The organism is Kaistia geumhonensis, from assembly GCF_030815145.1.
Lineage (GTDB): Bacteria > Pseudomonadota > Alphaproteobacteria > Rhizobiales > Kaistiaceae > Kaistia > Kaistia geumhonensis.
Map to the genome: position 1 here is coordinate 812,141 of NZ_JAUSWJ010000001.1, position 24,111 is coordinate 836,251.

19 protein-coding genes are annotated in these 24,111 nt (G+C 67.7%); 5 read left to right on the forward strand and 14 right to left on the reverse strand.

The annotated features are described in order from the left end of the window. Window positions 1–19: 19 nt before the first annotated feature. The 7 genes from dxr to rpsB form a co-directional block, all read right to left on the reverse strand. Entirely contained in the window at window positions 20–1,249 is a 1,230-nt protein-coding gene (gene dxr, locus QO015_RS03765) for a 1-deoxy-D-xylulose-5-phosphate reductoisomerase (RefSeq protein ID WP_370877392.1), read from the reverse strand. Further along, complete coding sequence (locus QO015_RS03770; RefSeq protein WP_266281375.1) at window positions 1,246–2,106, reverse strand: phosphatidate cytidylyltransferase; 861 nt, start codon at window positions 2,104–2,106, stop codon at window positions 1,246–1,248. The genes dxr and QO015_RS03770 overlap by 4 nt, the downstream gene beginning before the upstream one ends. Further along, window positions 2,103–2,885, reverse strand: a complete 783-nt coding sequence (locus tag QO015_RS03775) for an isoprenyl transferase (RefSeq protein ID WP_266281373.1) — start codon at window positions 2,883–2,885, stop codon at window positions 2,103–2,105. The genes QO015_RS03770 and QO015_RS03775 overlap by 4 nt, the downstream gene beginning before the upstream one ends. A gap of 16 nt (window positions 2,886–2,901) precedes the next feature. Beyond that, window positions 2,902–3,447: a ribosome recycling factor gene (frr, locus tag QO015_RS03780; protein ID WP_266281371.1), complete on the reverse strand. Its 546-nt coding sequence runs from the start codon at window positions 3,445–3,447 to the stop codon at window positions 2,902–2,904. A 48-nt stretch (window positions 3,448–3,495) separates the two neighbouring features. Next, window positions 3,496–4,218, reverse strand: coding sequence for a UMP kinase (pyrH, locus tag QO015_RS03785; protein WP_266281369.1), 723 nt, complete (start codon window positions 4,216–4,218; stop codon window positions 3,496–3,498). Window positions 4,219–4,327: 109 nt separating this feature from the next. Beyond that, a complete protein-coding gene (gene tsf / locus QO015_RS03790; protein WP_266281367.1) occupies window positions 4,328–5,254 on the reverse strand; it encodes a translation elongation factor Ts in 927 nt (308 codons plus the stop codon). 109 nt (window positions 5,255–5,363) lie between these two features. Continuing rightward, the gene (gene rpsB, locus QO015_RS03795) at window positions 5,364–6,140 is read right to left on the reverse strand and encodes a 30S ribosomal protein S2 (RefSeq protein WP_266281365.1); all 777 of its coding nucleotides are present in this window, start codon (window positions 6,138–6,140) and stop codon (window positions 5,364–5,366) included. 241 nt (window positions 6,141–6,381) lie between these two features. Between rpsB and QO015_RS03800 the strand changes: the two genes are divergently transcribed. Further along, complete coding sequence (locus tag QO015_RS03800) at window positions 6,382–6,945, forward strand: hypothetical protein (protein WP_266281363.1); 564 nt, start codon at window positions 6,382–6,384, stop codon at window positions 6,943–6,945. A gap of 110 nt (window positions 6,946–7,055) precedes the next feature. Here the strand turns inward: QO015_RS03800 and dnaE are convergent, their stop codons facing one another. Beyond that, the gene (dnaE, locus tag QO015_RS03805; protein WP_266281361.1) at window positions 7,056–10,535 is read right to left on the reverse strand and encodes a DNA polymerase III subunit alpha; all 3,480 of its coding nucleotides are present in this window, start codon (window positions 10,533–10,535) and stop codon (window positions 7,056–7,058) included. Window positions 10,536–11,029: 494 nt separating this feature from the next. Beyond that, window positions 11,030–12,040, reverse strand: coding sequence for a zinc-dependent alcohol dehydrogenase (locus QO015_RS03810; RefSeq protein ID WP_266281359.1), 1,011 nt, complete (start codon window positions 12,038–12,040; stop codon window positions 11,030–11,032). Window positions 12,041–12,384: 344 nt separating this feature from the next. On the opposite strand from QO015_RS03810, the gene QO015_RS03815 reads away from it, so the two are divergent. Next, window positions 12,385–13,113 carry an esterase family protein gene (locus tag QO015_RS03815; RefSeq protein ID WP_266281357.1) on the forward strand — a complete coding sequence of 243 codons (729 nt, stop codon included), beginning with the start codon at window positions 12,385–12,387 and terminating at the stop codon, window positions 13,111–13,113. 100 nt (window positions 13,114–13,213) lie between these two features. Here the strand turns inward: QO015_RS03815 and QO015_RS03820 are convergent, their stop codons facing one another. Beyond that, window positions 13,214–14,287 (reverse strand): NAD(P)-dependent alcohol dehydrogenase, encoded by a 1,074-nt coding sequence (locus QO015_RS03820; RefSeq protein WP_266281355.1) that lies wholly within the window; start codon window positions 14,285–14,287, stop codon window positions 13,214–13,216. A 226-nt stretch (window positions 14,288–14,513) separates the two neighbouring features. Between QO015_RS03820 and QO015_RS03825 the strand changes: the two genes are divergently transcribed. Next, window positions 14,514–16,559 (forward strand): NAD(+) synthase, encoded by a 2,046-nt coding sequence (locus tag QO015_RS03825; RefSeq protein ID WP_266281353.1) that lies wholly within the window; start codon window positions 14,514–14,516, stop codon window positions 16,557–16,559. A gap of 3 nt (window positions 16,560–16,562) precedes the next feature. Here QO015_RS03825 and lhgD read toward each other — a convergent pair whose 3' ends face one another. From lhgD to QO015_RS03845, 4 genes are all read right to left on the reverse strand, one after another. Then, the gene (gene lhgD / locus QO015_RS03830; protein WP_266281351.1) at window positions 16,563–17,768 is read right to left on the reverse strand and encodes an L-2-hydroxyglutarate dehydrogenase; all 1,206 of its coding nucleotides are present in this window, start codon (window positions 17,766–17,768) and stop codon (window positions 16,563–16,565) included. A gap of 80 nt (window positions 17,769–17,848) precedes the next feature. Then, a complete protein-coding gene (locus QO015_RS03835) occupies window positions 17,849–18,703 on the reverse strand; it encodes an aldo/keto reductase (RefSeq protein ID WP_266281349.1) in 855 nt (284 codons plus the stop codon). A 99-nt stretch (window positions 18,704–18,802) separates the two neighbouring features. Next, entirely contained in the window at window positions 18,803–20,248 is a 1,446-nt protein-coding gene (locus QO015_RS03840) for a mannitol dehydrogenase family protein (RefSeq protein ID WP_266281347.1), read from the reverse strand. A gap of 65 nt (window positions 20,249–20,313) precedes the next feature. After that, window positions 20,314–21,210, reverse strand: coding sequence for a LysR family transcriptional regulator (locus QO015_RS03845; protein ID WP_266281345.1), 897 nt, complete (start codon window positions 21,208–21,210; stop codon window positions 20,314–20,316). Window positions 21,211–21,318: 108 nt separating this feature from the next. Between QO015_RS03845 and QO015_RS03850 the strand changes: the two genes are divergently transcribed. Both QO015_RS03850 and QO015_RS03855 read left to right on the forward strand, forming a co-directional pair. Further along, window positions 21,319–22,827: a CoA-acylating methylmalonate-semialdehyde dehydrogenase gene (locus QO015_RS03850; protein WP_307288566.1), complete on the forward strand. Its 1,509-nt coding sequence runs from the start codon at window positions 21,319–21,321 to the stop codon at window positions 22,825–22,827. Between the two features lie 149 nt (window positions 22,828–22,976). After that, a complete protein-coding gene (locus QO015_RS03855) occupies window positions 22,977–24,086 on the forward strand; it encodes an ABC transporter substrate-binding protein (RefSeq protein WP_266282475.1) in 1,110 nt (369 codons plus the stop codon). Window positions 24,087–24,111: the final 25 nt, after the last annotated feature.

Consider the following 24,111-nt stretch of genomic DNA (forward strand, 5'->3'; position numbering starts at 1 on the left):
GTCCTTCTCCGCTCGGGCCTCAGCCCGTCCTCAACGCCCGCCGCCCGCCGAGGACCGCGCGCGCGACGCGCCGTCCCTCGCCGTCGACCGCGAGCGCCGCAGCCACCGAATCGATGTCCGGCAGCCCGCTTCCGCCCGCAAGCCTGTCGAGCGTCTCTGCGACACAGGCCGCGATGTCGAGGAAGCCGATCCCGCCCTTCAGGAAGGCATCGACCGCGACCTCGTTGGCGGCGTTCAGAATATTGGTTGCCCGGTCGCCGCCCGACAAGGCGCCTCGCGCCAGCGCCAATGCGGGAAAGCGCTCCAAATCCGGCTTTTCGAAGGTGAGCGTACCGATCGAGACGAGATCGAAGGGCTTGGTCTCGGTCGCGTAGCGGCGCGGCCAGGCGAGGCAATGGGCGATCGGGATGCGCATGTCGGCGGCGCCGAGCTGCGCGAGGATCGATCCATCGGCATAGGTGATCCAGCCATGCACGACCGATTGCGGGTGCACGACGACCTCGAGCCGGTCGGCATCGAGCCCGAACAGGTGATGCGCCTCGATGACCTCCAGGCCCTTGTTCATCATCGTCGCCGAATCGATGGTGATCTTGGGTCCCATCGACCAGCGCGGATGGTTGAGCGCTTCCGCGACGCTCGCCCGCTGCATCGCCTCGCGCGTCCATGAGCGGAACGGCCCGCCGGATGCGGTGATCGTGATGCTGCGCACGGCCGGCATGTTCTCGGCCTCGAGCGCCTGGAAGATGGCGTTGTGCTCGGAATCGACCGGCAGCACATGCACGCCCGCCGCCTCGGCGCGGCCGAGAAACAGCGAACCGGCGCAGACGAGGCATTCCTTGTTGGCGAGCGCGATGTCGGAGCCGGCCTCGATCGCCGCCATGGTCGGCGCGAGCCCGGCGGCGCCCACGATGGCAGCCACCACGAGATCGACCGGCCGCGCCGCCGCCTCGATCAGCGCCGCCTCGCCGGCGGCGGCGGCGATGCCGGTGCCGGCGAGAGCCTCGACGAGCGCGCCATGGCAGGACGGGTCGGCCACGACCGCGATGCGGGCCTTGAGACGGATCGCGATCTCGGCCAGTTCGGCAGCGCGCGTGCCCGCGGTCACCGCCTCGACCTCGAAGGCGCCCGGCCGGCCGAGAATGACATCGACCGTGCTGGTGCCGACCGAGCCGGTGGCGCCGAGGATCGAGATGCGGCGCGGCGCATCGCCGGTGCGAACCGGACGCGTCAGGGAAACGGGACTTTTCACCAGATCAGGACTCCGGCAGCGATCGCATCGCCACCGCCATGCAGCCAGCCGACGAAAAGCGCAAGCGCGCCGGCGAAGACGAGACCATCGACGCGGTCCATCATGCCGCCATGGCCGGGGATGATTCCGCTCGAATCCTTCTTGGCGAAGCGGCGCTTCACGGCGGATTCGAAAAGGTCGCCCGCCTGGCTCGCAAGCGACAGCGCGACGAGCAGCATGGCGAGGCCGAGCGAAAGCGGCACCCCGAACAGCGACGCCGCGACGAGGCCGGAGGCGACGCCGCCGATCAGGCCGCCTATCGAGCCGGACCAGGTCTTCTTCGGCGAGATGCGCGGCCAGAGCTTCGGTCCGCCGAGCGAGCGGCCGGCGAAGAAGGCGAAACTGTCGGTCGCCCAGACCACGACGAGAAGGACGATCAGCGCCGCCAGCCCGAATTCGGCATCGGCGCGGATCGCCGGCATCGGAATCGCCAGGGCGGCCGCATAGAGGGAGCCGGCCGTCAGCCAGGCCGACCGCGACAGCAGCGCGACGCCGAGGGCTCCGGCGAGCGCGACCGCGCAGCCCGCCGCCGCGCCGGCCGAGCCGGCGATCAGGCCAGCGAGCCCGGCGAACACGGCGCCCGTGACGACAGCCGGGGTGCGGGGCACCAGCGTGCGCGAGCAATCCACGACCAGCGCCCATTCGCAGAACACGAGGGTCGCGCCGATCGCGACGAGACCGTAGGTCGGCCAGGATCCGAACCAGGCGCAGGCGAGCGCCAGCGGCAGCAGCACCGCCGAGGATGCGATGCGCACGCCGAGATCGGCGTTGCGCTGCGCCGGCGAAGCCGCTCTGTCGCGCCCGTCCTGCTCGCTCAAGGGCTTCTCCGCGCGGCGATGCCGCCGAAGCGGCGCGCGCGGCTGGAAAACTCCCTCACGGCCTCGAGATAGGCGGCGCGGTCGAAATCCGGCCAGTAGAGCGGCAGGAAGACGAGCTCGGCATAGGCCGCCTGCCAGAGGAGGAAGTTGGAAAGACGCATCTCGCCGCTGGTGCGGATGACGAGATCGGGGTCCGGCATGAAGGACGTGTCGAGCCGGGAGGAAATCAGCTGCTCGTCGATGGCCGAGGCGGGGAGCCGGCCCGCGGCGACGTCCTCGCCGATGGCGCGCATCGTCCGCGTGAGCTCGTCGCGGCCGCCATAGTTGAAGGCGATCACGAGCGTCAGCCCGCGATTGCGCATCGTCAGCGTCTCGGCCTTGTCGAGCAGGCCCTTGATGTCCGACGTCAGCCGCTCGCGGCTGCCGATGACACGAACGCGGACGTTCTTGGCGTTGAGATCGGCGAGGTCGCGCTGGATGAACAGGCGGAGCAGGCCGAACAGGAACTGGATCTCGAGCGGCGGCCGCGTCCAGTTCTCGGAGGAAAAGGAAAAGAGCGTCAGATAGGAGACGCCGAGCTCGCGCGAGGTCTCGACGGCATTGCGCACCGCCTCCATGCCGCGACGATGGCCCTCGGTCCGCGAAAGCCCCCTGCCCTGCGCCCAGCGGCCGTTGCCGTCCATGATGATGGCGACATGCCGCGGGACGCTGAGCCCCTCGGTATCTGTCGCCGGCGTCGCCAGGATCTCGGCGCCCGAATCATTGGCCTTCGAGTTCATGGCATCGCCGGGTTGTTCAGACCTGCAGGATTTCCGCTTCCTTCGCGGCGAGCACCGAATCGATCTCGGCGATCGTGTCGTCGGTCAGCTTCTGGATCTTCTCCGTCAGCCGCCGCGCCTCGTCCTCGCCGAGGCCGTCGGCCTCGCTCTTCTTCAGGCTGTCCATGCCGTCGCGCCGTACATGGCGGACCGCCACGCGCGCGCCCTCGGCATATTTGTGGGCAGCCTTCACGAATTCCTTGCGCCGGTCGGCGTTGAGTTCGGGGATCGGGATGCGGAACACCGCGCCCTCGACGATCGGGTTGAGCCCGAGGCTCGACTCGCGGATCGCCTTCTCGACAGCCTGCGCCGTGCCGCGGTCCCAGACCGTGACGGTGATCAGGCGCGGCTCGGGCACGTTGATCGTCGCGAGCTGGTTGATCGGCATGACCGATCCATAGACGTTGACGGTGATGGGATCGAGCATGGTGGCCGAAGCGCGGCCGGTGCGCAGGCCCGACAGATCCGACTTGAACGCGGTGACTGCGCCCTGCATGCGGCGGCTCAGATCGTCGAAGTTCATGACGTCCTCTTGTTCTTGGTGCCGGCGAGCATCCGCAGCAGGATGACGCTATTCATCAGAAACGATCGTGGCGCGACCTTCGCCGCGCAGAACCTCGATGAAGCCGTTCGGCGACCGGATTGAAAACACGATTAGCGGAATATGGTTGTCGCGGGCAAGCGCCACGGCGGCGGCGTCCATGACCTGCAGCCCGCGCGACAGCACCTCGGCATGGGTGATCCGCTCGAAGCGGACCGCCGAGGGGTCCTTCTTGGGATCGGCCGAATAGACGCCGTCGACATTGGTGCCCTTGAAGAGGGCATCGCAGCCCATCTCGGCGGCGCGCAGCGCGGCGCCCGAATCGGTCGTGAAGAAGGGGTTGCCGGTGCCGCCGGCGAAGAGCACGACGCGGCCGCGCTTCAACGCCCGCTCGGCGCGCTGCTGCGAGAAGCTCTCGCAGATCGTCGGCATCGGCACGGCCGAGAAGATGCGCGAGGCGATGCCGCGGCGCTCGAACGCCTCGTGCATGCCGATGCAGTTCATGACCGTCGCGAGCATGCCCATATGGTCGCCGGCGACGCGGTTGCCGCCCGCTTTCGCGATCGTCATGCCGCGGAAGATGTTGCCGCCGCCGATAACGACCGCGACCTCGACGCCCAGTTCGACGGCCTGCCCGACCTCGCCGGCGATGCGGTCGACGACCGCTTCGTCGATGCCGAAGGGTTGGGATCCAAGGAGGGCTTCGCCCGAAACTTTCAAGAGCACGCGTCGATACCGGGCGGGAGCCGCCATGCCGATGTCCTCGCTGTCGTGAATGGGCACGCTCCCGATACACGAAGGGCGCCGGAATGTCATCCGGCGCCCTTCGCTAATGTCTCGGGGAAGCGCTTGTTTCCAGAACTTATTTCGTTCCGGCCGCGGCCGCGACCTCGGCGGCGAAGTCGGTCTCTTCCTTCTCGACGCCGTCGCCGAGGCGGAACATGACGAACTCCGTCAGCTTGATCGGCGCGCCGACATCGGCCTCGGCTGCCTTCAGCGCCTTCTCGACCGTCAGGTCGGGATTGATCACGAAGGCCTGCAGAAGGAGGACGACCTCCTCGTAATACTTGCGCACGCGGCCCTCGACCATCTTCTCGATGATCGCCTCGGGCTTGCCGGACTCGCGGGCCTGCTCGGCATAGACGGCGCGCTCGCGGGCGACGACCGCCGGGTCGAGCGCATCGGTCGAGACCGAAAGCGGGCTGGTCGCGGCGATGTGCATCGCGATCTGGCGGCCGAGCGCGGCGAGCTTCTCCTTGTCGCCGGTCGACTCGAGCGCGACGAGCACGCCGATCTTGCCGAGGCCCGGAGCGGTCGCCGAGTGGACATAGGTCGCCACGACGCCGTCGCTGACGCCGATGGCGGCCGAGCGGCGGAGGTTCATGTTCTCGCCGATGGTGGCGACGGCCTCGGTGATCGTGTCCTTGACCGACTTCTCCGAACCCGGGAAGGCAGCGGCGGCAACGGCCTCGACCGAGCCGTCGGTCTCGAGCGCCGCCTTGGCGACGTTGAGCACCAACTGCTGGAATTCGGCATTGCGGGCGACGAAGTCGGTCTCGGAGTTGAGCTCGACGACGACGGCGCGCGGACCCGAGGCGGCGACGCCGACAAGGCCCTCGGACGCGACGCGGCCGGCCTTCTTGGCGGCCTTGGCGAGGCCCTTGGTGCGCAGCCAGTCGATCGCCGCCTCGATATCGCCGGCGGTCTCGGTCAGCGCGGCCTTGCAGTCCATCATGCCCGCGCCGGTCTTCTCGCGCAGGTCCTTCACCATCGAAGCGGAAATCGTCATCGTCTGCCTCGTCAATCTCTTGTTTTCTAACGAACAGCCGGGCGATGGGCGCCCGGCTGCGTCGTTTCGATCGTCAGGGACGCCGCCGGAAAGGGCGGCGCAGCTTGGGTCAGGCGGCCGCGACTTCGCCGGCTTCCTCGGGAAGAGCCTCTTCGTAGATCTCTTCCTGGGCGCCGAGGTCGAGGCCGGCCGAGCCGGCGGCACGCGAGATGCCGTCGAGCGCGGCGCGGGCGACCAGGTCGCCATAGAGCGTCAGCGCACGGCCGGCGTCGTCATTGCCCGGAATCGGATAGGTGATGCCATCCGGGTCCGAATTGGAATCGATGATTGCCGCGACAGGAATATGAAGCCGGCGGGCTTCCTGGATCGCGAGCGCTTCCTTGTTGGTGTCGATCACGAACAGGAGGTCGGGGATGCCGCCCATGTCCTTGATGCCGCCGAGCGCGTTCTCGAGCTTGTCGCGCTCGCGCGACAGCGTCAGGCGCTCCTTCTTCGTCAGGCCCTGCACGTCCGACGAGAGCAGTTCGTCGAGGTGGCGAAGGCGCTGGATCGAATGCGAGATCGTCTTCCAGTTGGTCAGCATGCCGCCGAGCCAGCGGGAATTCACATAATACTGCGCGCAGCGCTTGGCGGCATCGGCCACCGGCTCGGAAGCCTGGCGCTTCGTGCCGACGAACAGGACGCGGCCACCGCCGGCCACCGTGTCGCTCACCGCCTGGAGGGCGCGATGCAGCAGCGGAACCGTCTGCGCGAGGTCGATGATGTGGATGTTGTTGCGCACGCCATAGAGATACGGCGCCATCTTCGGGTTCCAGCGATGCTTCTGGTGGCCGAAATGGACGCCCGCCTCGAGAAGCTGGCGCATGGAGTAATCAGGAAGAGCCATCTAAACGGTATCCTTCACCGGTTGAACCTCCGTGGGGAAAGCCAATCCTCGATCGGCACCGGTGGGTCCCGACAAACGCAAAAGCGCCGCCGGAGCCCGAGCCCCACGTGTGGAATGCGCGCCTTATAGGCGGCGAAGCGGAAGAACGCAAGCGATCGGCCGGGTCTGGACGCCGGATCTGCCGCATGCGATGCGCTCATATGGCGTCCGCCGGGGTGCCGCGCAAGGTTCGGGAGAGCGCATGGACACGTTCCGCTGGATGTCGACAGTGTTCTCGATGATCCTCGGTCTCGGCGTCGCCCGGATCCTCGCCTCCGCCGTGGCCGCGCTCAGGGCGCGCCGGCGGGCCCGACTCGACTGGGTCCCGCTCGCCTGGGCGTTCTTCATCTTCGCGCAACAATTGACGCTCTGGTGGAGCCTTGAGGATCTCGCCAACCTTTCGGCCCACTGGACCTATTTCCAGTTCCTCATCCTCGTCACGCTTGTGCTGACGCTGTTCATAGCCGCCGCGTCGGTCCTGCCGCCGAACGAGATCGCGGCGGGCGAGAGCATGCGTGACTTCTTCGAACAGGACGGGCGCTTCGGCCTGCTTGCGCTCGCCGCCTTCAACGTCACCGCGCTTGCCGTCAACCACGTCTTCTGGTCACCCGGAACCATCTCGCTTTCCGATGCGATCAACGTCGTGCTCATCGCCCTTCCGATCATCGGCTTCGTCGGAACGCGGCGGGTCCAGGTCGTCGCGACCCTCGCCTATGCCGTCGCCATGGTCGTCGCGATCACGCTGCTCTCTCCGGCGAGCTACTGACCCCAGTTCACAAAGCGAATCCGGAAAGGCCAGGAACGGCCTGATCCGCCATGCCTCTGCTGCTTGGCCGGCACGGCCCGCGGGAGGTCGGGAGCGCGTTCCGGCCCTCGTCAGACGAGTTCGACATGCTCGATGCCGTTCACCGCGCGCAGCGCTCCGGCGATCTGCGGCGTGAGCTGGTAGCGGCCGGGCAACTGCACCTCGACCTCGCGCTGCCCCTCGTCGAGCAGCAGCACGAGGCTGACATCGCCGTCGCCGCCGCGCGAGAGATGGCGCTCTATGCTTCGGAGCGGCTCCTCGGCCCGGAGGAAGACGCGGAGCTGCTTCAGTCCCGACACCATGTCGTCGAGCGGCTTCACCGAGACGACACGCACGCTGATGCCCTCCGGCCGGTCCTCGGCCGCCACCTGCACGACCACCGAGCGACCCGGCTCCAGCTGGTCGCGGAACTCGTTCAGCGCCTCGGAGAAGAGGATCGCCTCGAACTGTCCCGTCGGATCGGAGAACTGGACGATGCCCATGCGGTTGCCGGACTTCGTCTTGCGCTCCTGCCGCGCGGTGACCGTTCCGGCGAGACGGCCGGCCGCCGCGCCGCGCCGCACCGCCTCCGAGAAGTCCGCCCAGTTCTGCACGCGCTGCTTCTTCAGCACCGGCGCATATTCGTCGAGCGGATGCGCGGAAAGATAGAATCCGACGACGGCAAATTCCTTCTGCAGCCGCTCCGCCGGCAGCCAGGAATCGACCATCGGCAGCACCAGCGGCTCCCCCGCCCCTGCCCCGCCGAAGTTGAAGCCGTCCTGCCCGGCGGTCTGGTCCTCGACCAGACGGTTGCCGATGCCCATGATCCGCTCGATGCCGGCGAAGACGCGCGCCCGGTCGCGCTCGAGATCGTCGAAGGCGCCAGCGGCGACGAGGCTCTCCAGAGTCCGCTTGTTCAGGATGCGGGGATTGATGCGGGCCGCAAAATCGGCGAGGTCGCGGAAGGCTCGCCCGCCGCGGGCCTCGACGAGGTGCTCCACCGCCTGCGCGCCGACGCCCTTGATGGCCGCCAGCGAATAGAGGATGCGCCCGTCCTCGACGTCGAACACGGCGCCGGATCGGTTGACCGAGGGCAAGTCGACCTGAATGTTGAGTCTTATTGCTTCACGTCGAAAATCGTTGATTTTGTCGGTGTTGCCCATGTCGAGCGTCATCGACGCCGCCAGGAACTCCGTCGGGTAGTTCGCCTTGAGATAGGCCGTGTGATAGGAGACGAGCGCGTATGCGGCGGCATGACTCTTGTTGAAGCCGTAATCCGCGAACTTCGCCAGAAGGTCGAAGATCATGTCGGCCCGTTCCTTGGCGAGCCCCCGCTCGACGGCGCCGTCGACGAAGCGCACGCGCTGCGCATCCATCTCCGCCTTGATCTTCTTGCCCATCGCGCGGCGCAACAGGTCGGCCTCGCCGAGCGAGTAGCCCGACAGGATCTGCGCGATCTGCATCACCTGTTCCTGATAGATGATGACGCCGTGCGTCTCCTTGAGCACCGGCTCGAGCAGCGGGTGCAGGAAGTCCGGTTTCTCCTCGCCATGCTTGCGCGCGTTGTAGACCGGGATGTTGTCCATCGGGCCAGGACGATAGAGCGCGACGAGCGCGATGATGTCCTCGAAGCGGTCGGGCCGCATGCCGACCAGGGCCTTGCGCATGCCCTGGCTTTCCAGCTGGAACACGCCGACCGTCTCGCCGCGCGTCAGCATGTCGTAAGTCGGCTTGTCGTCCAGTGGCAGCGCCGAAAGATCGAGTCTTATCCCGCGCTTGGCGATGAGCGCTAATGCGGTTTCGAGGACGGTGAGCGTCTTCAGGCCGAGAAAGTCGAACTTCACCAGCCCCGCGCTCTCGACCCATTTCATGTTGAACTGGGTGACGGGCATCGAGGAGCGCGGATCGCGATAGAGCGGCACGAGCGCGTCGAGCCGGCGGTCGCCGATCACGATGCCGGCGGCGTGGGTCGAGGCATGGCGATAGAGCCCCTCGAGCTTCTGCGCCATGGCGAGCAGCCGGGCCACGGTCGGGTCCTCGTCGCGGGCGGCGCGCAGGCGCGGCTCGTCCTCGATCGCCTTGTCCAGGGTCACCGGATTGGCCGGGTTCTGCGGCACGAGCTTGCAGAGCCGGTCGACCTGGCCATAGGGCATCTGCAGCACGCGGCCGACGTCGCGCAGCACCGCGCGCGCCTGCAGCGTTCCGAAGGTGATGATCTGGGCCACCTGGTCGGTGCCGTATTTCTGCTGGACGTAGCGGATGACCTCGTCGCGCCGGTCCTGGCAGAAGTCGATGTCGAAGTCCGGCATCGAGACGCGTTCCGGGTTGAGGAAGCGTTCGAAGAGCAGCGCGAAGCGCATCGGATCGAGATCGGTGATGGTGAGCGACCAGGCGACGAGGGAGCCGGCGCCCGAGCCGCGGCCTGGACCCACCGGAATCCCTTGCGATTTCGCCCACTGGATGAAGTCGGCGACGATGAGGAAATAGCCGGGGAACTTCATCTTCACGATGACGCCGAGCTCGAATTCGAGCCTTTCGGCGTAGTCCTCCGGGGAGAGTCCCGGCGCGGTGCCATGGGCGGCAAGACGCCGTGCCAGGCCTTCGCGCGCCATCTGGCGGAGCGCCTCGACCTCCGCCGCCTCCGCTTCGGCCGGATCGGCGTCGGCCCCGGCGAAGCGCGGCAGGATCGGCTTGCGCTTCACCGGCCGGTAGTGGCAGCGCAGCGCGATCTCGACCGTATTGTCCACGGCCTCGGGCAGGTCGGCGAACAGCGCCACCATCTCGCCGCGCGTCTTGAAATAGTGTTCCGGAGTCAGGCGCCGGCGCTTCTCCTCAGCGATCACCGCGCCCTCGGCGATTGCGATCAGAGCGTCATGCGCCTCGTAGTCGTCACGCTTCGGGAAGAAGGGCTCGTTTGTGGCGACGAGCGGCAGCCCGAGCCGATAGGCGAGCGCGACGAGATCGGCCTCGCAGCGCTCGCTGTCGGGGCCATGGCGCTGCAGTTCGACATAGAGGCGATCGCCGAAGGCCGCCGCGAGCCGCACCAGCCGCGCCTCGGCCACGACGCCCTGCCCTGCGCGGAACGCCTGATCTGCGGGACCGGCCGGGCCACCGGTGAGCAGGATCAGCCCGGCGGCCGCAGCCTCGAGGTCAGCGATCGAGACATGGGGCCGCTCGCCGGCGTCGGTTTCCATGAAGGCGCGGGAAACGAGGCGAACGAGATTCCAGTAGCCAGTCTCGTCGGCTGCCAGAGCGACGACGTCGGCCAGCGGTTTCGCGCCCGCTTGCGGCTTGCGGGCCGGCTCGAAGCCATCGTCGAACCAGACGGCGAGCTGGCAGCCGATGATCGGCTGGATGCCCTGCTCGGCCATCTTCTCGGAGAATTCCAGCGCGCCAAACAGATTGCCGGTGTCGGTCAGCGCGAGCGCCGGCTGCTTGTCGGCAATGGCGAGCTTGCCGAGAGCCTTCAGCGGCAGCGCACCTTCGAGCAGCGAATAGGCGGAATGCACCCGAAGATGCACGAAACCGACACCGCCCGCCGCCAGGGACCGCCGCTCGCCCGTTACGCTCATAGCCACCTCGCTCGAAGGTCCATCGCCAGACCTTATCCCGCGAGTCGTCTCCGCCCGTCCACCGCCGCGGACCCGCGGCAGCCGGCTAGACGACGTGGGCGATCAGCTCCGACCAGAGGGTGATCATGGCGACGAACGAGGCGAGCGCGGCAAGGGCAGCGAGATCACGGATCAGCATGGACATCGTCTTATCCTCCGAAACCACCAAGATATCCCCATATGTTCACGTTCTGTTCTACTCGTCAAGTTTGTTGCCGCCTCCTCGGGCCGGTCCAACAGCGTGCTCTTCCGGCGATCACCGGCGCGGGCGGCAGCGGCATAGGAAATCCAGCCGCGAGAGGGGGACGCCCAGCACCAGCTGGGCATCCCTCGCATCGAGATGGAGCGAGGCCAAGACAGGCGTTGGCGCACCCGCCATCACGCTGACGGGGCAATCGCGCAGCAGACAGGCATCTGATGTCCGGCGGCGCCACCGGGCCCGATGGCGTTGCTCGTCAGTTGCGATCGTCGTCCTGAGGGAAGATCAGCAACTTGCCGGTGCCGGGTGCATTGGCGGCGAGCGCGGCGTACGCAGCCGCCGCCTCGCGAAGCGGATAGCGCCCGGTCACGAGAGCCGACGGTTTCAGCCGGCCTCGGCCCAGCAGGGAGAGCATGGTTTGCCAGACGCCGGGGCTGCCGAGGGAGCCGGTCAACGTGTGATCGCTGACCACGATGTGGTCGACATCGACCGGCAAGTGCGGCTGCCCGAAGAGGCCCACCACCACGAGCCTGCCGCCGGGCGCGAGGACGGCGAGCGCCTGCTGCAGGGCGGCGGGATGGCCACTCGCCTCGATGACGATGTCGAAGCGCTCGTCCGGCTGAGGTCGACGCGCGCCCATCGCTTCTGCGCGGGCGACCCTGTCGTCATCGACCTCCATGATCGCGACATCCGCGCCGTGATAATCGAGCGCGATGGCAGCGACGAGCCAGCCGATGGTGCCTGCGCCCACGACCAGGATCGACCGCCCCGGCCGCCAGTCGGCGCGCTGGACGGCGCGAAGCGCCACGGCCGCCGGCTCGGCGAAGGCCGCGTCCTCTATCGCGACATCGGACGGCACGCGATGCGCCGCGCGAGCGGGAAAGGCAAGAAGCCCGCTCATGGCGCCGGCCTGGCGAAGGATGCCCGTTTCTGCCCTGTCGGGACATTGGTGATAGCTGCCGGAAAGGCAGAGGCGGCAATGGCTGCAGCCGATGCTGCATTCGCCGACGACGAGATCACCCGGCGCGAAGCCGAGCACCCCCTCACCGTGACAGACCACGCGGGCGACCCACTCATGGCCCGGCGTCAGCGGGAAGGTCGCGAGGCCCTGGCGGAGATAGACCATGCTGCCGTCGGACAGCTCAAGGTCGGTCCGGCAGAGCCCGACGGCGAGCGGCGCCAGCAGAAGCTCGCCCGGCCCAGGCTCCGGGGACGGCCGCTCGGAAAGTTCTACCCTGCCGGGACCGGCGATGACGATGGAGCGCATAAGCTTGTCCGACAAGTGGCGGTGACGTGCGAAGCTAACGGTCCCTTCCGGTCACCGCTACGCCGATTTCGGATGATTTCGATCGAAACCGCAGCATTTTCCGGACGGCCAACGGTTCCCCGCGGCGCTTCTACCCGTATCGATGGCACGCAGGTCATCGCCGATATCAAGACCGGCGCGGACGATCGACATGGGCCCCGTCGCCGTCGCCGCTCGCGGCGACCAGTTTCGGCACGCTCCCCTTGCGCCGATGGCGGCGCACCAACGTCATCTGCACTGCACAATCCGCGACTATTCTCGCCCCATTCGGTCTGCGCGTCCGGCGCGGGTGACGGAGCATCACGGTGCGGCGCGATTATCACCGCTGGTATTCGCCGCGGCTCGGCCGCGACATGGAACTGCTCATTTTCGGCCATGCCGGGCAGAGGGTGCTGGTCTTCCCGACCCGCGACGGCCGCTTCCACGAATACGAAGATATCGGCCTCGTCGGCAGCCTCACCGAGCGGATCGAGGCCGGCGACCTGCAGCTCTACTGCCTCGACGGCTTCGCGGGCGAGAGCTTCTATTGCTTCTGGCGAGATCCGCCGAACAGGGTCCGCCGGCACCTTGCCTATGAGGACTATGTCCTCTCAGAGGTGCTTCCGTTCGCCGACAGCCTCAACGCCGATCCACGGACCGTGGCGCATGGATGCAGCCTCGGCGCGTTTCATGCCGCCAGCATCGCTTTCCGCAAGCCGGCGCGCTTCAGCCGCCTCGTCGCCTTCTCCGGCCGCTACGACCTGACGCTGAAGGTCGAGTGCTTCGCGGACCTTCTCGACGGCCACTATGACGAGGACGTCTATTTCTGCATGCCGTCTCATTTCCTGCCGCGGCTGGACTGCCCGGAACAGCTGGCGGTGCTGCGGCGGCTCGACATCGTGCTGACGATCGGCGCCGAGGATCCCTTCCTCGACAACAACCGCGCGCTCAGCCGCGTCCTGGGCGGCAAGGGCGTCGGCCATGCGCTCCATGTCTGGGACCGGCGGGCGCATAGCGCCCGCTCGTGGCGACAGATGGCGCCGCTCTACCTCTAGATGCGGCGGGCCGGACGCCTCCCCAAGCGCCCGGCCCGGCCTCCGGACCACCATCGATGCGGCCGTTTCGGGCGCGGACGGCAGTTCGGATCGGAAGTGATCAGGGGGTGATCGCGACTTTCAGCACGCCGTCGCGCTGATGGGAAAAGAGATCGTATGCGGCCTCGATGTCGTCGAGGTTGAAGCGATGGGTGACGAGCGGCGTCAGGTCGATGCGTCCCGAGCCGACGACGTTCATCAGCCGGCGCATCCGCTCCTTGCCGCCCGGGCAGAGCGAGGTAACGATCTTGTTGTCGCCGAGACCGGCCGAGAAGGCGGCGAGCGGGATCTTGAGATCGGTCGAATAGACGCCGAGGCTCGACAGCGTGCCGCCCGGACGCAGCACCTTCAGCGCCGATTCGAAGGTCGGCTGCGTGCCGAGCGCCTCGATCGCGACGTCGACGCCGCGGCCGTCCGTCAGCGCCATGATCTGCTCGACCGGGTCGCCGGCCTTGAAGTCGACCACGTCATCGCAGCCGAGCTTCTTGGCCACTTCAAGGCGCGCGGGCACGGTGTCGACGCCGATGATGCGCGTTGCACCCATGAGCTTGGCGCCCGCGACCGCGCAGAGGCCGATCGGACCGAGCGCGAACACCGCGACCGTGTCGCCGATGCGGATGCCGCCGCTTTCGGCGCCGGAGAAGCCCGTCGACATGATGTCGGGGCACATCAGCACCTGCTCGTCGGTCAAATGGTCGGGGACGGGCGAGAGATTGGCGACCGCGTCCGGGACGAGAACATATTCGGCCTGCGCGCCATCAATCGTATTGCCGAAGCGCCAGCCGCCCATGGCCTTGAAGCCGTGCTTGGTGCCCGCCCCGTCCTGCGAGGAGCAGCCGCAGAGGCAGGCATAGGAGGTGCCGCTCGGCGTGATGGCGCCGGCGATGACGCGCTGGCCTTCGCGGTAGCCGGTGACGGCCGAGCCGAGCTTCTCAATGACGCCGACGGGCTCGTGGCCGATCGTCAGCCCCCGCTCGACCGGATACTCGCCCTTCAGGATGTGGACGTCGGTTCCGCAGATGGTCGTCGTGGTGATGCGGACCAGCGCGTCGAGCGGCCCGATCTCGGGGACCGGCTTCTCGTCGAGCACGATCCTGCCGGGCTCCACGAAAATGGCGGCTTTCATCCTGGCCATGGCACGTCTCCTCTTGCGGGGCGCCGGGAGGGGGTCGGGGCGGCGCCGTCCCATCGAGCAATCCCAGCATGACCCGTCGTCTCGAAGTGGGTGTTGACCTCGATCAAGAGCCAGCGGGGATGGAAATGGCGCGCCGGGCCTTGTCGTCCGGCAGACTGCGGGCTACGCCGAAGCCGCAGACTGAAAAAACCGCTGCAAGCAAGCCGCATAGCGGAAAGCCGAACCGATGAAGCCCTTCGCCTCGCTCTACAGCCACGACTTCGTCCGCATCGCCGCCGTGGTGCCTCGCGCGCGCGTCGCCGATACGCAATTCGCCGTGGAGGAGACACTGCGGCTCGCCGCGCTCGGCGAGGCCTCCGGCACGGCGCTGATGCTCTTTCCGGAGCTCGGAATATCGTCCTATTCCATCGACGATCTCGTCATGCAGGACGCGCTGCTGGATGCGGTCGAAAGCGCGCTCGGCACGATCGCGAGCGCCTCCGAGACGCTCCATCCGATGCTCGTCGTCGGCGCCCCGCTCCGCCACAAGGGCCGGCTCTACAACAGCGCAGTCGTCATTCATCGCGGCGCCATCCTGGGGGCTGTGCCGAAAACCTATTTGCCGAACTATCGCGAATTCTATGAGCGGCGCACCTTCACCTCGGGCGCCGGCCTCGTCGGAGAAACCGTCGAGATCGACGGCTGTTCCGCGCCGTTCGGCACCGATCTCCTGTTCCGCTCGACGGGCAGCGTGCGCTTCACGATGCATGCCGAGATCTGCGAGGATTTCTGGGTGCCGCTTCCGCCCTCGACCCACGCGGCCCTCGCGGGCGCCGAGATCCTGCTCAATCTCTCGGCCTCCAACATCACCATCGGCAAGGCCGATACGCGGCGCCTGCTCTGCGCCAGCCATTCGGCACGCACCGCCTCGGCCTATGCCTACTCGGCGGCGGGGCCCGGCGAGTCCACGACCGACCTCGCCTGGGACGGCCAGGCCGCGGTGTTCGAAAATGGCACCCTGCTCGCCGAGACCGAGCGCTTTCCGGCGGACGCGACCCTTGCGACCGCGGATGTCGATCTCGGGCGCCTCAGGCAGGAGCGGCTTCGCCTCAACACCTATGGCGATTGCGTCGCGCTCCATCGCGGAGATGGCCCACGCTTCCGGACGGTCGATTTCGTCATGGACGCGCCGGAGCAGCCCGTCGCCCTCGACAGGATCGTCGAGCGTTTTCCGTTCGTGCCAGCCGATCCGGCGCGGCTGCGCGAAGATTGCTACGAAGCCTTCAACATCCAGATCCAGGGCCTTGCCAAGCGCCTCGCCGCAACCGGGCTGAAGCACTGCGTGATCGGCGTCTCGGGCGGCCTCGACTCGACACAGGCGCTGATCGTCGCCGTTCGGGCCATGGACCGGCTGGGACTGCCGCGCGAGAACGTGCGCGCCTATACCCTGCCGGGCTTCGCTACCTCCGATCACACCAAGTCGAACGCCTGGGCGCTGATGCGCGCGCTCGGGGTATCCGCGGAGGAGATCGACATACGGCCGGCCGCGCGGCAGATGCTGGCCGATCTCGGCCATCCCTTCGCAGGGGGCGAGCCGGTCTATGACGTCACTTTCGAGAACGTGCAGGCCGGCCTTCGGACGGACTATCTCTTCCGCCTCGCCAACCAGCACCGCGCGCTCGTCGTCGGTACGGGCGATCTCTCGGAGCTGGCGCTCGGCTGGTGCACCTTCGGCGTCGGCGATCACATGTCGCACTACAACGTCAACGCGTCGGTCTCGAAGACGCTGATCCAGCATCTGATCCGCTTCGTCGCCGCCTCGGGTGACGTCAGCGCCGAGACGGCAACCATCCTCTACGCGATCCTCGCGACCGAAATCTCGCCCGAACTGGTACCCGTGGCCGATGGCAAGCCGATCCAGTCGACGCAGGCGATCGTCGGCCCCTACGCGCTTCAGGACTTCACCCTCTACTACCTGACGCGCTTCGGCTTCCGGCCCTCGAAGATCGCCTATCTGGCGCTTCGGGCCTGGGGCGACGCGGCGTCCGGGCCTTGGCCGCAGGACATGCCCGAGGCCGAGAAGCGTGCCTATTCGCTCGCCGAGATCCGGCACTGGATGCAGGTCTTCATCCGCCGGTTCTTCGCCAACCAGTTCAAGCGCTCGACGCTGCCCAACGGTCCGAAGATGTCGTCGGGCGGGTCGCTCTCGCCTCGCGGCGACTGGCGCATGCCGTCGGACGCCGAGGCCAAGGTCTGGCTGGACGAGCTGCTCGCCAACGTACCGGAGGCCTGAGCCTCAGCCGAGATCCGCGCGCTTCGCTTCGATTCGATCGACGATGCGCGCGGCGATCGGCAGGGCCGAGGTCGCGGCAGGCGACGGCGCATTGCAGACATGCAGCATGCGCGCGCTTTCGAGCATCAGGAAATCGTCGACCATGCGGCCGTCCGCTTCCACGGCCTGCGCCCTGACGCCGGCCGGATAGGGCTTCAGATCGGCGAGTTCGAGCGGCGGATAGTATTTCCGGCACTGGTCGAGATAGCCGCGGCGCCAGATCGAATTCAGAAACTCCGTCGCGCCCGTCCGCCAGTTGCGCTGCGCCATGCGCCAGAAGCCGGGAAAGCCCGCCATCGCGCCGAGATCGGCGAGATCGGCCGACCACTTGGCCTCCCGCTCGCGCGAGAGACCGAGGACGGCATTCGGCCCCACGGTCACGGAACCGTCGATCATCAGCGTCAGGTGAATGCCGAGGAAGGGCAGCGCCGGATCCGGCACGGGATAGATGAGATGACGAATGCGCCCTTCGTGCTTCTTGTCGAGCACGAAATACTCGCCGCGGAACGGCACGATGCGGTGGGTAATGGGCAGTCCGGCGAGCCGTGCCAGCCGGTCGGACTGGAGGCCGGCACAGGCGACGAGCATGCGCGCATTGATGGTGGTGCGGTCGGTATCGACCTCGATTCCCCTCGCCGTCTCGCGGATCGCGGTGACGGGCGAAGCGAGACGGATCTCGCCGCCGCTCGCCCGGATGCGTTCGCCGAATGCGGCGGCAACGCGCTTGTAGTCGACGATCGCCGAGGCCGGCACATGCAGAGCGCCGAGCCCCTCGATTTCGGGCTCGGCTTCGGCAAGCCCTGCGCGGTCGAGCCGCGTCAGCTCGATGCCGTTGCGCCGAGCCCGCTCCTCGAGCGCGCCCATGCGCTCCAGTTCGGCCGCGTTGGTCGCGACAATCAGCTTGCCGCAGGTGCGGAACGGGATGTCGTTGTCGCGGCAGAAAGCCTTGGTCGCCGCGGCGCCGGCACGGCAGAGTTCGGCCTTGAGACTGCCCGGCGCATAGTAGACGCCGGCATGGATGACGCCGCTGTTGTGACCCGTCTGGTGGGCGGCGAGACGGCCTTCCTTTTCCAGCAGGACGACGGACGCGCCAGGACGGCGCTCCAGAAGCTGCATCGCGGTCGCCAGGCCGACGATTCCCCCGCCGATGACGCAATAATCGTAAGACACGCTCGCTCCGCTGCCGAAACCCGCCGGCGCCAGTGTTTCACTACGGGCGGCCGGCGGAAAGGGCGAAGATCGGATAGGGTTCAGCTGCCGAGCGCCGCGAACTGGGCGTCGCTGAGGCGAAGGCTCGCCGCCGCGACATTCTGCTCGAGATGGGCGACCTTGGAGGTGCCGGGGATCGGCAGCATCACGGGGCTGCGCTTCAGAGCCCAGGCCAGCGCCACCTGCGATGGCGTGGCGCCGAGTTCGCGCGCGACCTTGTCGACGGCCGAACCCGCCCGCGCCAACGCGCCGTTGCCGAGCGGCGACCAGGGAATGAAGCCGATCTTCTCGCGCTCGCAATGCTCCAGCACTGCCTCGCTGCCGCGATCCGTCGGGTTGTAGCGGTTTTGCACCGTCGCAACGGGGAAGACGGCGCTGGCCGCCTTGATCTCGTCGACCGAGACCTCGCTGAGGCCGGCGTGGCGGATCAGCCCCTCGTCGATCATCCGCCGGATGACGCCGAACTGCTCGTCACGCGGCACCTTGGGATCGATGCGGTGCAGCTGCCAGAGATCGATGCGCTCGACGCCGAGCTTCTTCAGGCTGCGCTTCGTCTCCTCCAGGAGACGGTCCGGCCGGCCGTTCATCACCCAGTTGTCAGGTCCGGGGCGCTCGAGCCCGGCCTTGGTGGCGATCAGGAGGCCGGAATAGGGATGCAGTGCCTCCTTGAGCAGTTCTTCCGAGACATCGGGACCATAGGAATTGGCCGTGTCGATGAAGTTGACGCCGAGCTCGGGCAGACGCTTCAGCGTGCGCAGCGCTTCGGGGCGGTCGGCCGGCGGTCCCCAGATGCCCTGGCCGGTGACGCGCATGGCGCCGAAGCCGAGGCGATGGACCTCGATATCGCCGCCGACGGCGAAGGTGCCGGAAGCGGCTGCATTGGGTGTATCGGTCATGGAAGGCTCCGCGAGGGAAAGACTGCGGCGGACCATCGGCCACGTCGCTCGCTCCAAGCAGCTAGGTCCGGGAGGAGCGCGCCGCAAGGCTCGCGGCGCTCACAGCCCTGCGAGGGCGGCCGCAACACCGTCGCGCCTTATGGCCGCCAGAGCGCGAGCCGTCGCCTCGATGAGTTCTTCGCGATGGCTGCTGCCGGCCGCGAGACCCGCCGCCTTGAAGACGGCCGCGACCGTCGCTTCCTCCGGGCCACCCGCTGACAGGATCGGCGTCAAGGCGCTGTCGAGCGGATCGGTGAACGCGGGCGGCGTTCCGCGCGCCTGGAGCGCCGTGATCCAGGCCGCGAGCACGAAGGCCGATCGGTCGACAGGCAGGCCTCGCTCCATCCGCTCCAGCGTCGCCGCGACGATCCGCTGCGGCAGCTTCTGCGAGCCGTCATTCGCGATCTGCGCTGTGCGATGGCGAAGCGCCGTATTGGCGTAGCGTTCGGCGAGGCGCGCGGTGTAGTCCGACGTATCGAGCCCCGCATCCGCGGGCAGCGTCACGATGAAATCCTCCCACAGCACCTCGACGAAACGGCGGATGGCCGGATCGGCGAAGGCTTCTGCAACCGTCTCGCGGCCGAGAAGCTGGCCGAGATAGGCGATGGACGAATGCGTGCCGTTGAGAAGGCGGAGCTTCATCTCCTCATAGGGCGTGACGTCGGCGACCATGGTGACGCCGAAGCGCTCCCAATCCGGCCGACCGGCGGGAAAATGGTCCTCGACCACCCATTGCATGAAGGGCTCGGTCATCACCGGCCAGGCGTCGTCCATGCCGAGCGTCGCGGCGACGCGGGAACGATCCGCGTCGGTCGTCGCGGGCACGATGCGATCGACCATGCTGGACGGAAAGGCCACCTCCTCCTCGACGAAGCGACCGAGATCGGCATCGCGCAGCCTGGCGAAGGCGGCGATCACGCGGCGCGTCGTGCGACCATTGTTCGGGAGGTTGTCGCAGGAAAGGACCGTGAAGGGCGCGACGCCGGCCGCGCGGCGTCGCGCGAGAGCCTCCACGATGAAACCGTGCAGCGTGCGCGGACGGGCCGAGTCTGCGAGATCGGCCGCGATCTCGGGATGCGCGGCATCGAGACCTCCCTCGGCGTTCCGGAGATAGGCCTTCTCGGTGACGGTCAGCGTGACGATGCGGACGGCCGGATCGGCCATCGCCGTGACCAGCGCCTCCGGATCTTCGGGAGCGACGACAAGGCGGGTGATCGAGCCGATGACGTCAAGCCGCTCGGTCTCGCCAGAGCGGATGGCGAGGGTGTAGAGCCCGTCCTGGGGCTCCAGCGCGTCGCGCGTATCACCGCGGCGCAGCGATGCACCGAGGATCGCCCAACCACGCTCGCCCGCTGCCAGGCATTCCTCCATATAGGCCGCCTGATGCGCGCGATGGAACGCGCCGACGCCCAGGTGAACGATGCCGGGCGTCGTGGCGCTTCGGTCATAGCCAGGACGGCGCACGGTCGCCGGCAGCTGCGCGAGTGTTACTTCCGAAAGCCGCATCGTCTCTCCTCCGCCTCTGCGGCCTCCATAGCCGAGCGGTGGACCCCGGCCAAGCGCAGGCCGGTTCACGCGGCCGAGTGCAGCATGAATTCGGCCCGGGCGGTCCTGACGCTCTCGGTGATGAAATCGGCGACCGAGGTAACGCGCCGCACGCCTTGCGTATCGGGATGCGTGGTCAGCCAGTAGCTGCGTTCGGCAGCGAGTTCGGGCAGCAGTCGCACGAGCCGCTCATCGCGAGCGGCGGCATAGTCGTGCAGGAAGCCGATGCCGATTCCGGCGCGAACCGCCTCGACTTGCGCGACGACGCTGCCGCACTCGTAATGGTGCGTGCTGGCACCGGCGAGCCGCGCCTGATAGTCGAGCGCGCGGCTGTAGACGAGATCCTCGATCTGAGTCACGAGCAGCCGCCCGGCGAGGTCGGCTTCCGTCCGCACCGGACCGGTCCGCGCGAGATAGTCCTCCGACGCATAGACGCCGAGGCTGTAGTCGGTCAGCTTGCGCACCATCAGCCGTCCGCTCGAGGGCCGGTCGAGCGTGATGACGATGTCGGCCTCGCGCCGCGACAGCGAAAAGGTGCGCGGCAGCGGCACGAGCTGGATGACCAGTTCGGGATGCTCGGCGGCGAGGCGGCCGAGCGCGGAGGCGAGGAAATAGTTGCCGAGCCCGTCCGGCGCTCCGACGCGAACCGTTCCGGAGATGCCGGCATCGGCGCCGGTCAGCCCCGCCTCGACCCTTAGGAACTCGGACTCGGCCCGTTCGGCCGCCACCATCAGCTGCTCGCCGGCCGGCGTCAGAACGCAGCCCGTAGTGCGTCGCTCCACGAGCCTTGTGTTCGCCTCGTCCTCGAGCGCCGTGAGCTGGCGCGAGACCGTCGCGTGATTGAGGCCGAGTTGGCGGGCGGCGCCGAGAATCTGCCCGGTGCGGGCGACGGCCAGGAAGATGCGGATGCGATCCCAATCCATGCCGCGACTTTAATTTCTGCACAACGGAGCCGCAAGACTGATCGTTGCTGTGCACGGAACGATGCGGCATCACCCTGCTGCCACCTTGGCAGCGACGCGGGAGAAACGATGATGACCAGCACCTCGACGATCGACCACTTCATCGGAGGCGGGCGTTCGGCCGGCGCCTCCGGGGCGACGCAGCCGGTGTTCAATCCGGCCACAGGCGAGGCGATCCGCGCCGTTCGCCTGGGCGGAGCGGCCGAGGTCAAGGCCGCCGTTGCGGCGGCGAAGGCGGCGGCTCCCGTCTGGGCCGGCACGACGCCGCTCCGCCGCGCACGCATCCTCAACCGATTCCTCCACATCATCGAGGAGCGGATCGACACGCTCGCCGCGGTCATCACCGAAGAGCACGGCAAGGTGCTCTCGGATGCCAAGGGCGAAATCCAGCGCGGCATGGAGGTGGTCGAGTTCGCCACCGCCGCGCCGCAGCTTCTCAAGGGTGAAGTGACCGAGAATGTCGGTACGCGGGTCGACAGCCATTCGCTCCGCCAGCCGCTCGGTGTCGTCGCCGGCATCACGCCGTTCAACTTCCCGGCCATGGTGCCGATGTGGATGTTCCCGGTCGCGCTCGCGGCCGGCAACTGCTTCATCCTGAAGCCCTCGGAGCGCGATCCGTCCGCCTCGCTGCTCCTCGCCGACTGGCTGAAGGAAGCGGGCCTACCGGACGGCGTCTTCAATGTCGTTCACGGCGGCAAGGACGCGGTCGACGCGATCCTAACCGATCCCGACATTGCCGCCGTCAGCTTCGTCGGCTCCACTCCGATCGCCCGGTATATCTACGAGACGGCGGCGAAGCACGGGAAGCGCTGCCAGGCGCTGGGCGGCGCCAAGAACCACATGATCATCATGCCGGATGCCGATCTCGACCAGGCGGTCGACGCGCTGATGGGCGCCGCCTATGGCTCGGCCGGCGAGCGCTGCATGGCGATCTCGGTAGCGGTTCCCGTCGGCGAGAAGACGGCCGAAGCGCTGATCGCGCGTCTCGAGCCGAAGATCCGCGCGCTGAAGGTCGGCCCCGGCACCGATCCGGAAGCCGAGATGGGGCCTCTGGTCACGAAGCAGCATCTCGACAAGGTGCGCGGCTATATCGACGCCGGCGTCGCCGAAGGCGCGAAGCTCGTGGTCGACGGGCGCGGGCTGCAGTTACAGGGCTACGAGAACGGCTTCTTCGTAGGCGGCACGCTGTTCGACCATGTCACCACCGACATGACGATCTACAAGGAAGAGATCTTCGGACCTGTCCTCGCCGTCGCCCGCGTGCCGGACTATGCGACGGCCGCCCGCATGATCAACGAGCACCCCTTCGGCAACGGCACCGCGATCTTCACCCGCGACGGCGACGCGGCGCGCGAGTTCGCGCATCAGATCCAGGTCGGAATGGTCGGCATCAACGTGCCGATCCCGGTGCCGATGGCCTTCCATTCCTTCGGCGGCTGGAAGCAGTCGCTGTTCGGCGACCACCACATGCACGGGCCCGAGGGAATCCGCTTCTATACGAAGCTGAAGACCATCACCACGCGCTGGCCGACCGGCATCCGCGCCGGCGCGGACTTCGTGATGCCCACCATGGGCTGAGGACGCGCCGCCGATTGGATTTGCCATCGGCCTGTTCCCGACTAAGCTTGGGCCATTGGGAGACGACCGGACGCAGAGCCGGCACTCCCGGGGAACAGGGAGCAGCAACCGTGAGAACCATCCTCAACACGACGGTCGCCTTCGCGGCGATGGCCGCGTTCTGCGGCCAGGCCTTCGCGCAGGCGACCTCCGTCGGTCCCGGCGAAGGCGCGGTCAACATCGTCGCCTGGCCCGGCTATATCGAGCGGGGCGAGACCGACAAGGCCTATGACTGGGTCACCGATTTCGAGAAGGCGACCGGCTGCAAGGTCTCGGTGAAGACGGCCGCCACCTCGGACGAGATGGTGACGCTGATGAACCAGGGCGGGTTCGACCTCGTCACCGCCTCGGGCGACGCCTCGCTCCGCCTCGTCGCCGGCAAGAAAGTGGTCCCGATCGACACGGCGCTTGTTCCGAGCTGGTCGACGCTTGACGACCGCCTCAAGGACGGCGCCTGGTTCACGGTCGACGGCCAGCATTACGGCACGCCCTATCAGTGGGGCCCCAACGTGCTGATGTACAACACCAATGTCTTCAAGGAGGCGCCGAAGAGCTGGAGCGTCGTCTTCGAGAAGCAGGATTTCCCGGACGGCAAGCCGAATGCCGGCCGCGTGCAGGCCTATGACGGGCCGATCTACATCGCCGACGCCGCCACCTATCTCATGGCCACGAAGCCGGAGCTCGGCATCAAGGACCCGTACGAACTCAACGAAAATCAATATTCTGCGGTGTTGGAATTGTTGAAAGGACAACGCCAGCTCGTCGGCCGCTACTGGCACGACGCGGCCGTGCAGGTCGACGACTTCAAGACCGAAGGCGTCGTCGCCTCCTCGTCCTGGCCGTTCCAGGTCAACACGCTGCAGGCCGACAAGCAGCCGATCGCCTCGACCGTTCCCGACGAGGGCGCCACCGGCTGGGCCGACACCACCATGCTCGCCGCCGACGCCGCGCATCCGAACTGCGCCTATCTGTGGATGGAGCATTCCCTGTCGCCGAAGGTGCAGGGCGACGTCGCGGCCTGGTTCGGATCGGTGCCGGTCGTACCGGCCGCCTGCAAGGGCAATGCGCTGCTCGGCGACGGCGGCTGCGCGACCAATGGCTTCGACAATTTCTCGAAGATCCATTTCTGGAAGACACCCGTCGCCAAATGCGCCAGCCAGGGCACCTGCGTCCCCTATTCGCGCTGGGTGACCGACTACATCGCGGTCATGGGCGGCTGAGCGTGAAAGACCCCCTCGCCAGCTC

Excerpts from the sequence above, each read along its gene's own strand:
- QO015_RS03775 (WP_266281373.1), bottom strand. The coding sequence starts at position 2,885 with ATGAACTCGAAGGCCAATGATTCGGGCGCCGAGATCCTGGCGACGCCG.
- frr (WP_266281371.1), bottom strand. The coding sequence starts at position 3,447 with ATGAACTTCGACGATCTGAGCCGCCGCATGCAGGGCGCAGTCACCGCG.
- pyrH (WP_266281369.1), bottom strand. The coding sequence starts at position 4,218 with ATGGCGGCTCCCGCCCGGTATCGACGCGTGCTCTTGAAAGTTTCGGGC.
- tsf (WP_266281367.1), bottom strand. The coding sequence starts at position 5,254 with ATGACGATTTCCGCTTCGATGGTGAAGGACCTGCGCGAGAAGACCGGC.
- rpsB (WP_266281365.1), bottom strand. The coding sequence starts at position 6,140 with ATGGCTCTTCCTGATTACTCCATGCGCCAGCTTCTCGAGGCGGGCGTC.
- QO015_RS03800 (WP_266281363.1), top strand. The coding sequence starts at position 6,382 with ATGGACACGTTCCGCTGGATGTCGACAGTGTTCTCGATGATCCTCGGT.
- dnaE (WP_266281361.1), bottom strand. The coding sequence starts at position 10,535 with ATGAGCGTAACGGGCGAGCGGCGGTCCCTGGCGGCGGGCGGTGTCGGT.
- QO015_RS03810 (WP_266281359.1), bottom strand. The coding sequence starts at position 12,040 with ATGCGCTCCATCGTCATCGCCGGTCCCGGCAGGGTAGAACTTTCCGAG.
- QO015_RS03820 (WP_266281355.1), bottom strand. The coding sequence starts at position 14,287 with ATGGCCAGGATGAAAGCCGCCATTTTCGTGGAGCCCGGCAGGATCGTG.
- QO015_RS03825 (WP_266281353.1), top strand. The coding sequence starts at position 14,514 with ATGAAGCCCTTCGCCTCGCTCTACAGCCACGACTTCGTCCGCATCGCC.
- QO015_RS03835 (WP_266281349.1), bottom strand. The coding sequence starts at position 18,703 with ATGACCGATACACCCAATGCAGCCGCTTCCGGCACCTTCGCCGTCGGC.
- QO015_RS03840 (WP_266281347.1), bottom strand. The coding sequence starts at position 20,248 with ATGCGGCTTTCGGAAGTAACACTCGCGCAGCTGCCGGCGACCGTGCGC.
- QO015_RS03845 (WP_266281345.1), bottom strand. The coding sequence starts at position 21,210 with ATGGATTGGGATCGCATCCGCATCTTCCTGGCCGTCGCCCGCACCGGG.
- QO015_RS03850 (WP_307288566.1), top strand. The coding sequence starts at position 21,319 with ATGATGACCAGCACCTCGACGATCGACCACTTCATCGGAGGCGGGCGT.
- QO015_RS03855 (WP_266282475.1), top strand. The coding sequence starts at position 22,977 with ATGGCCGCGTTCTGCGGCCAGGCCTTCGCGCAGGCGACCTCCGTCGGT.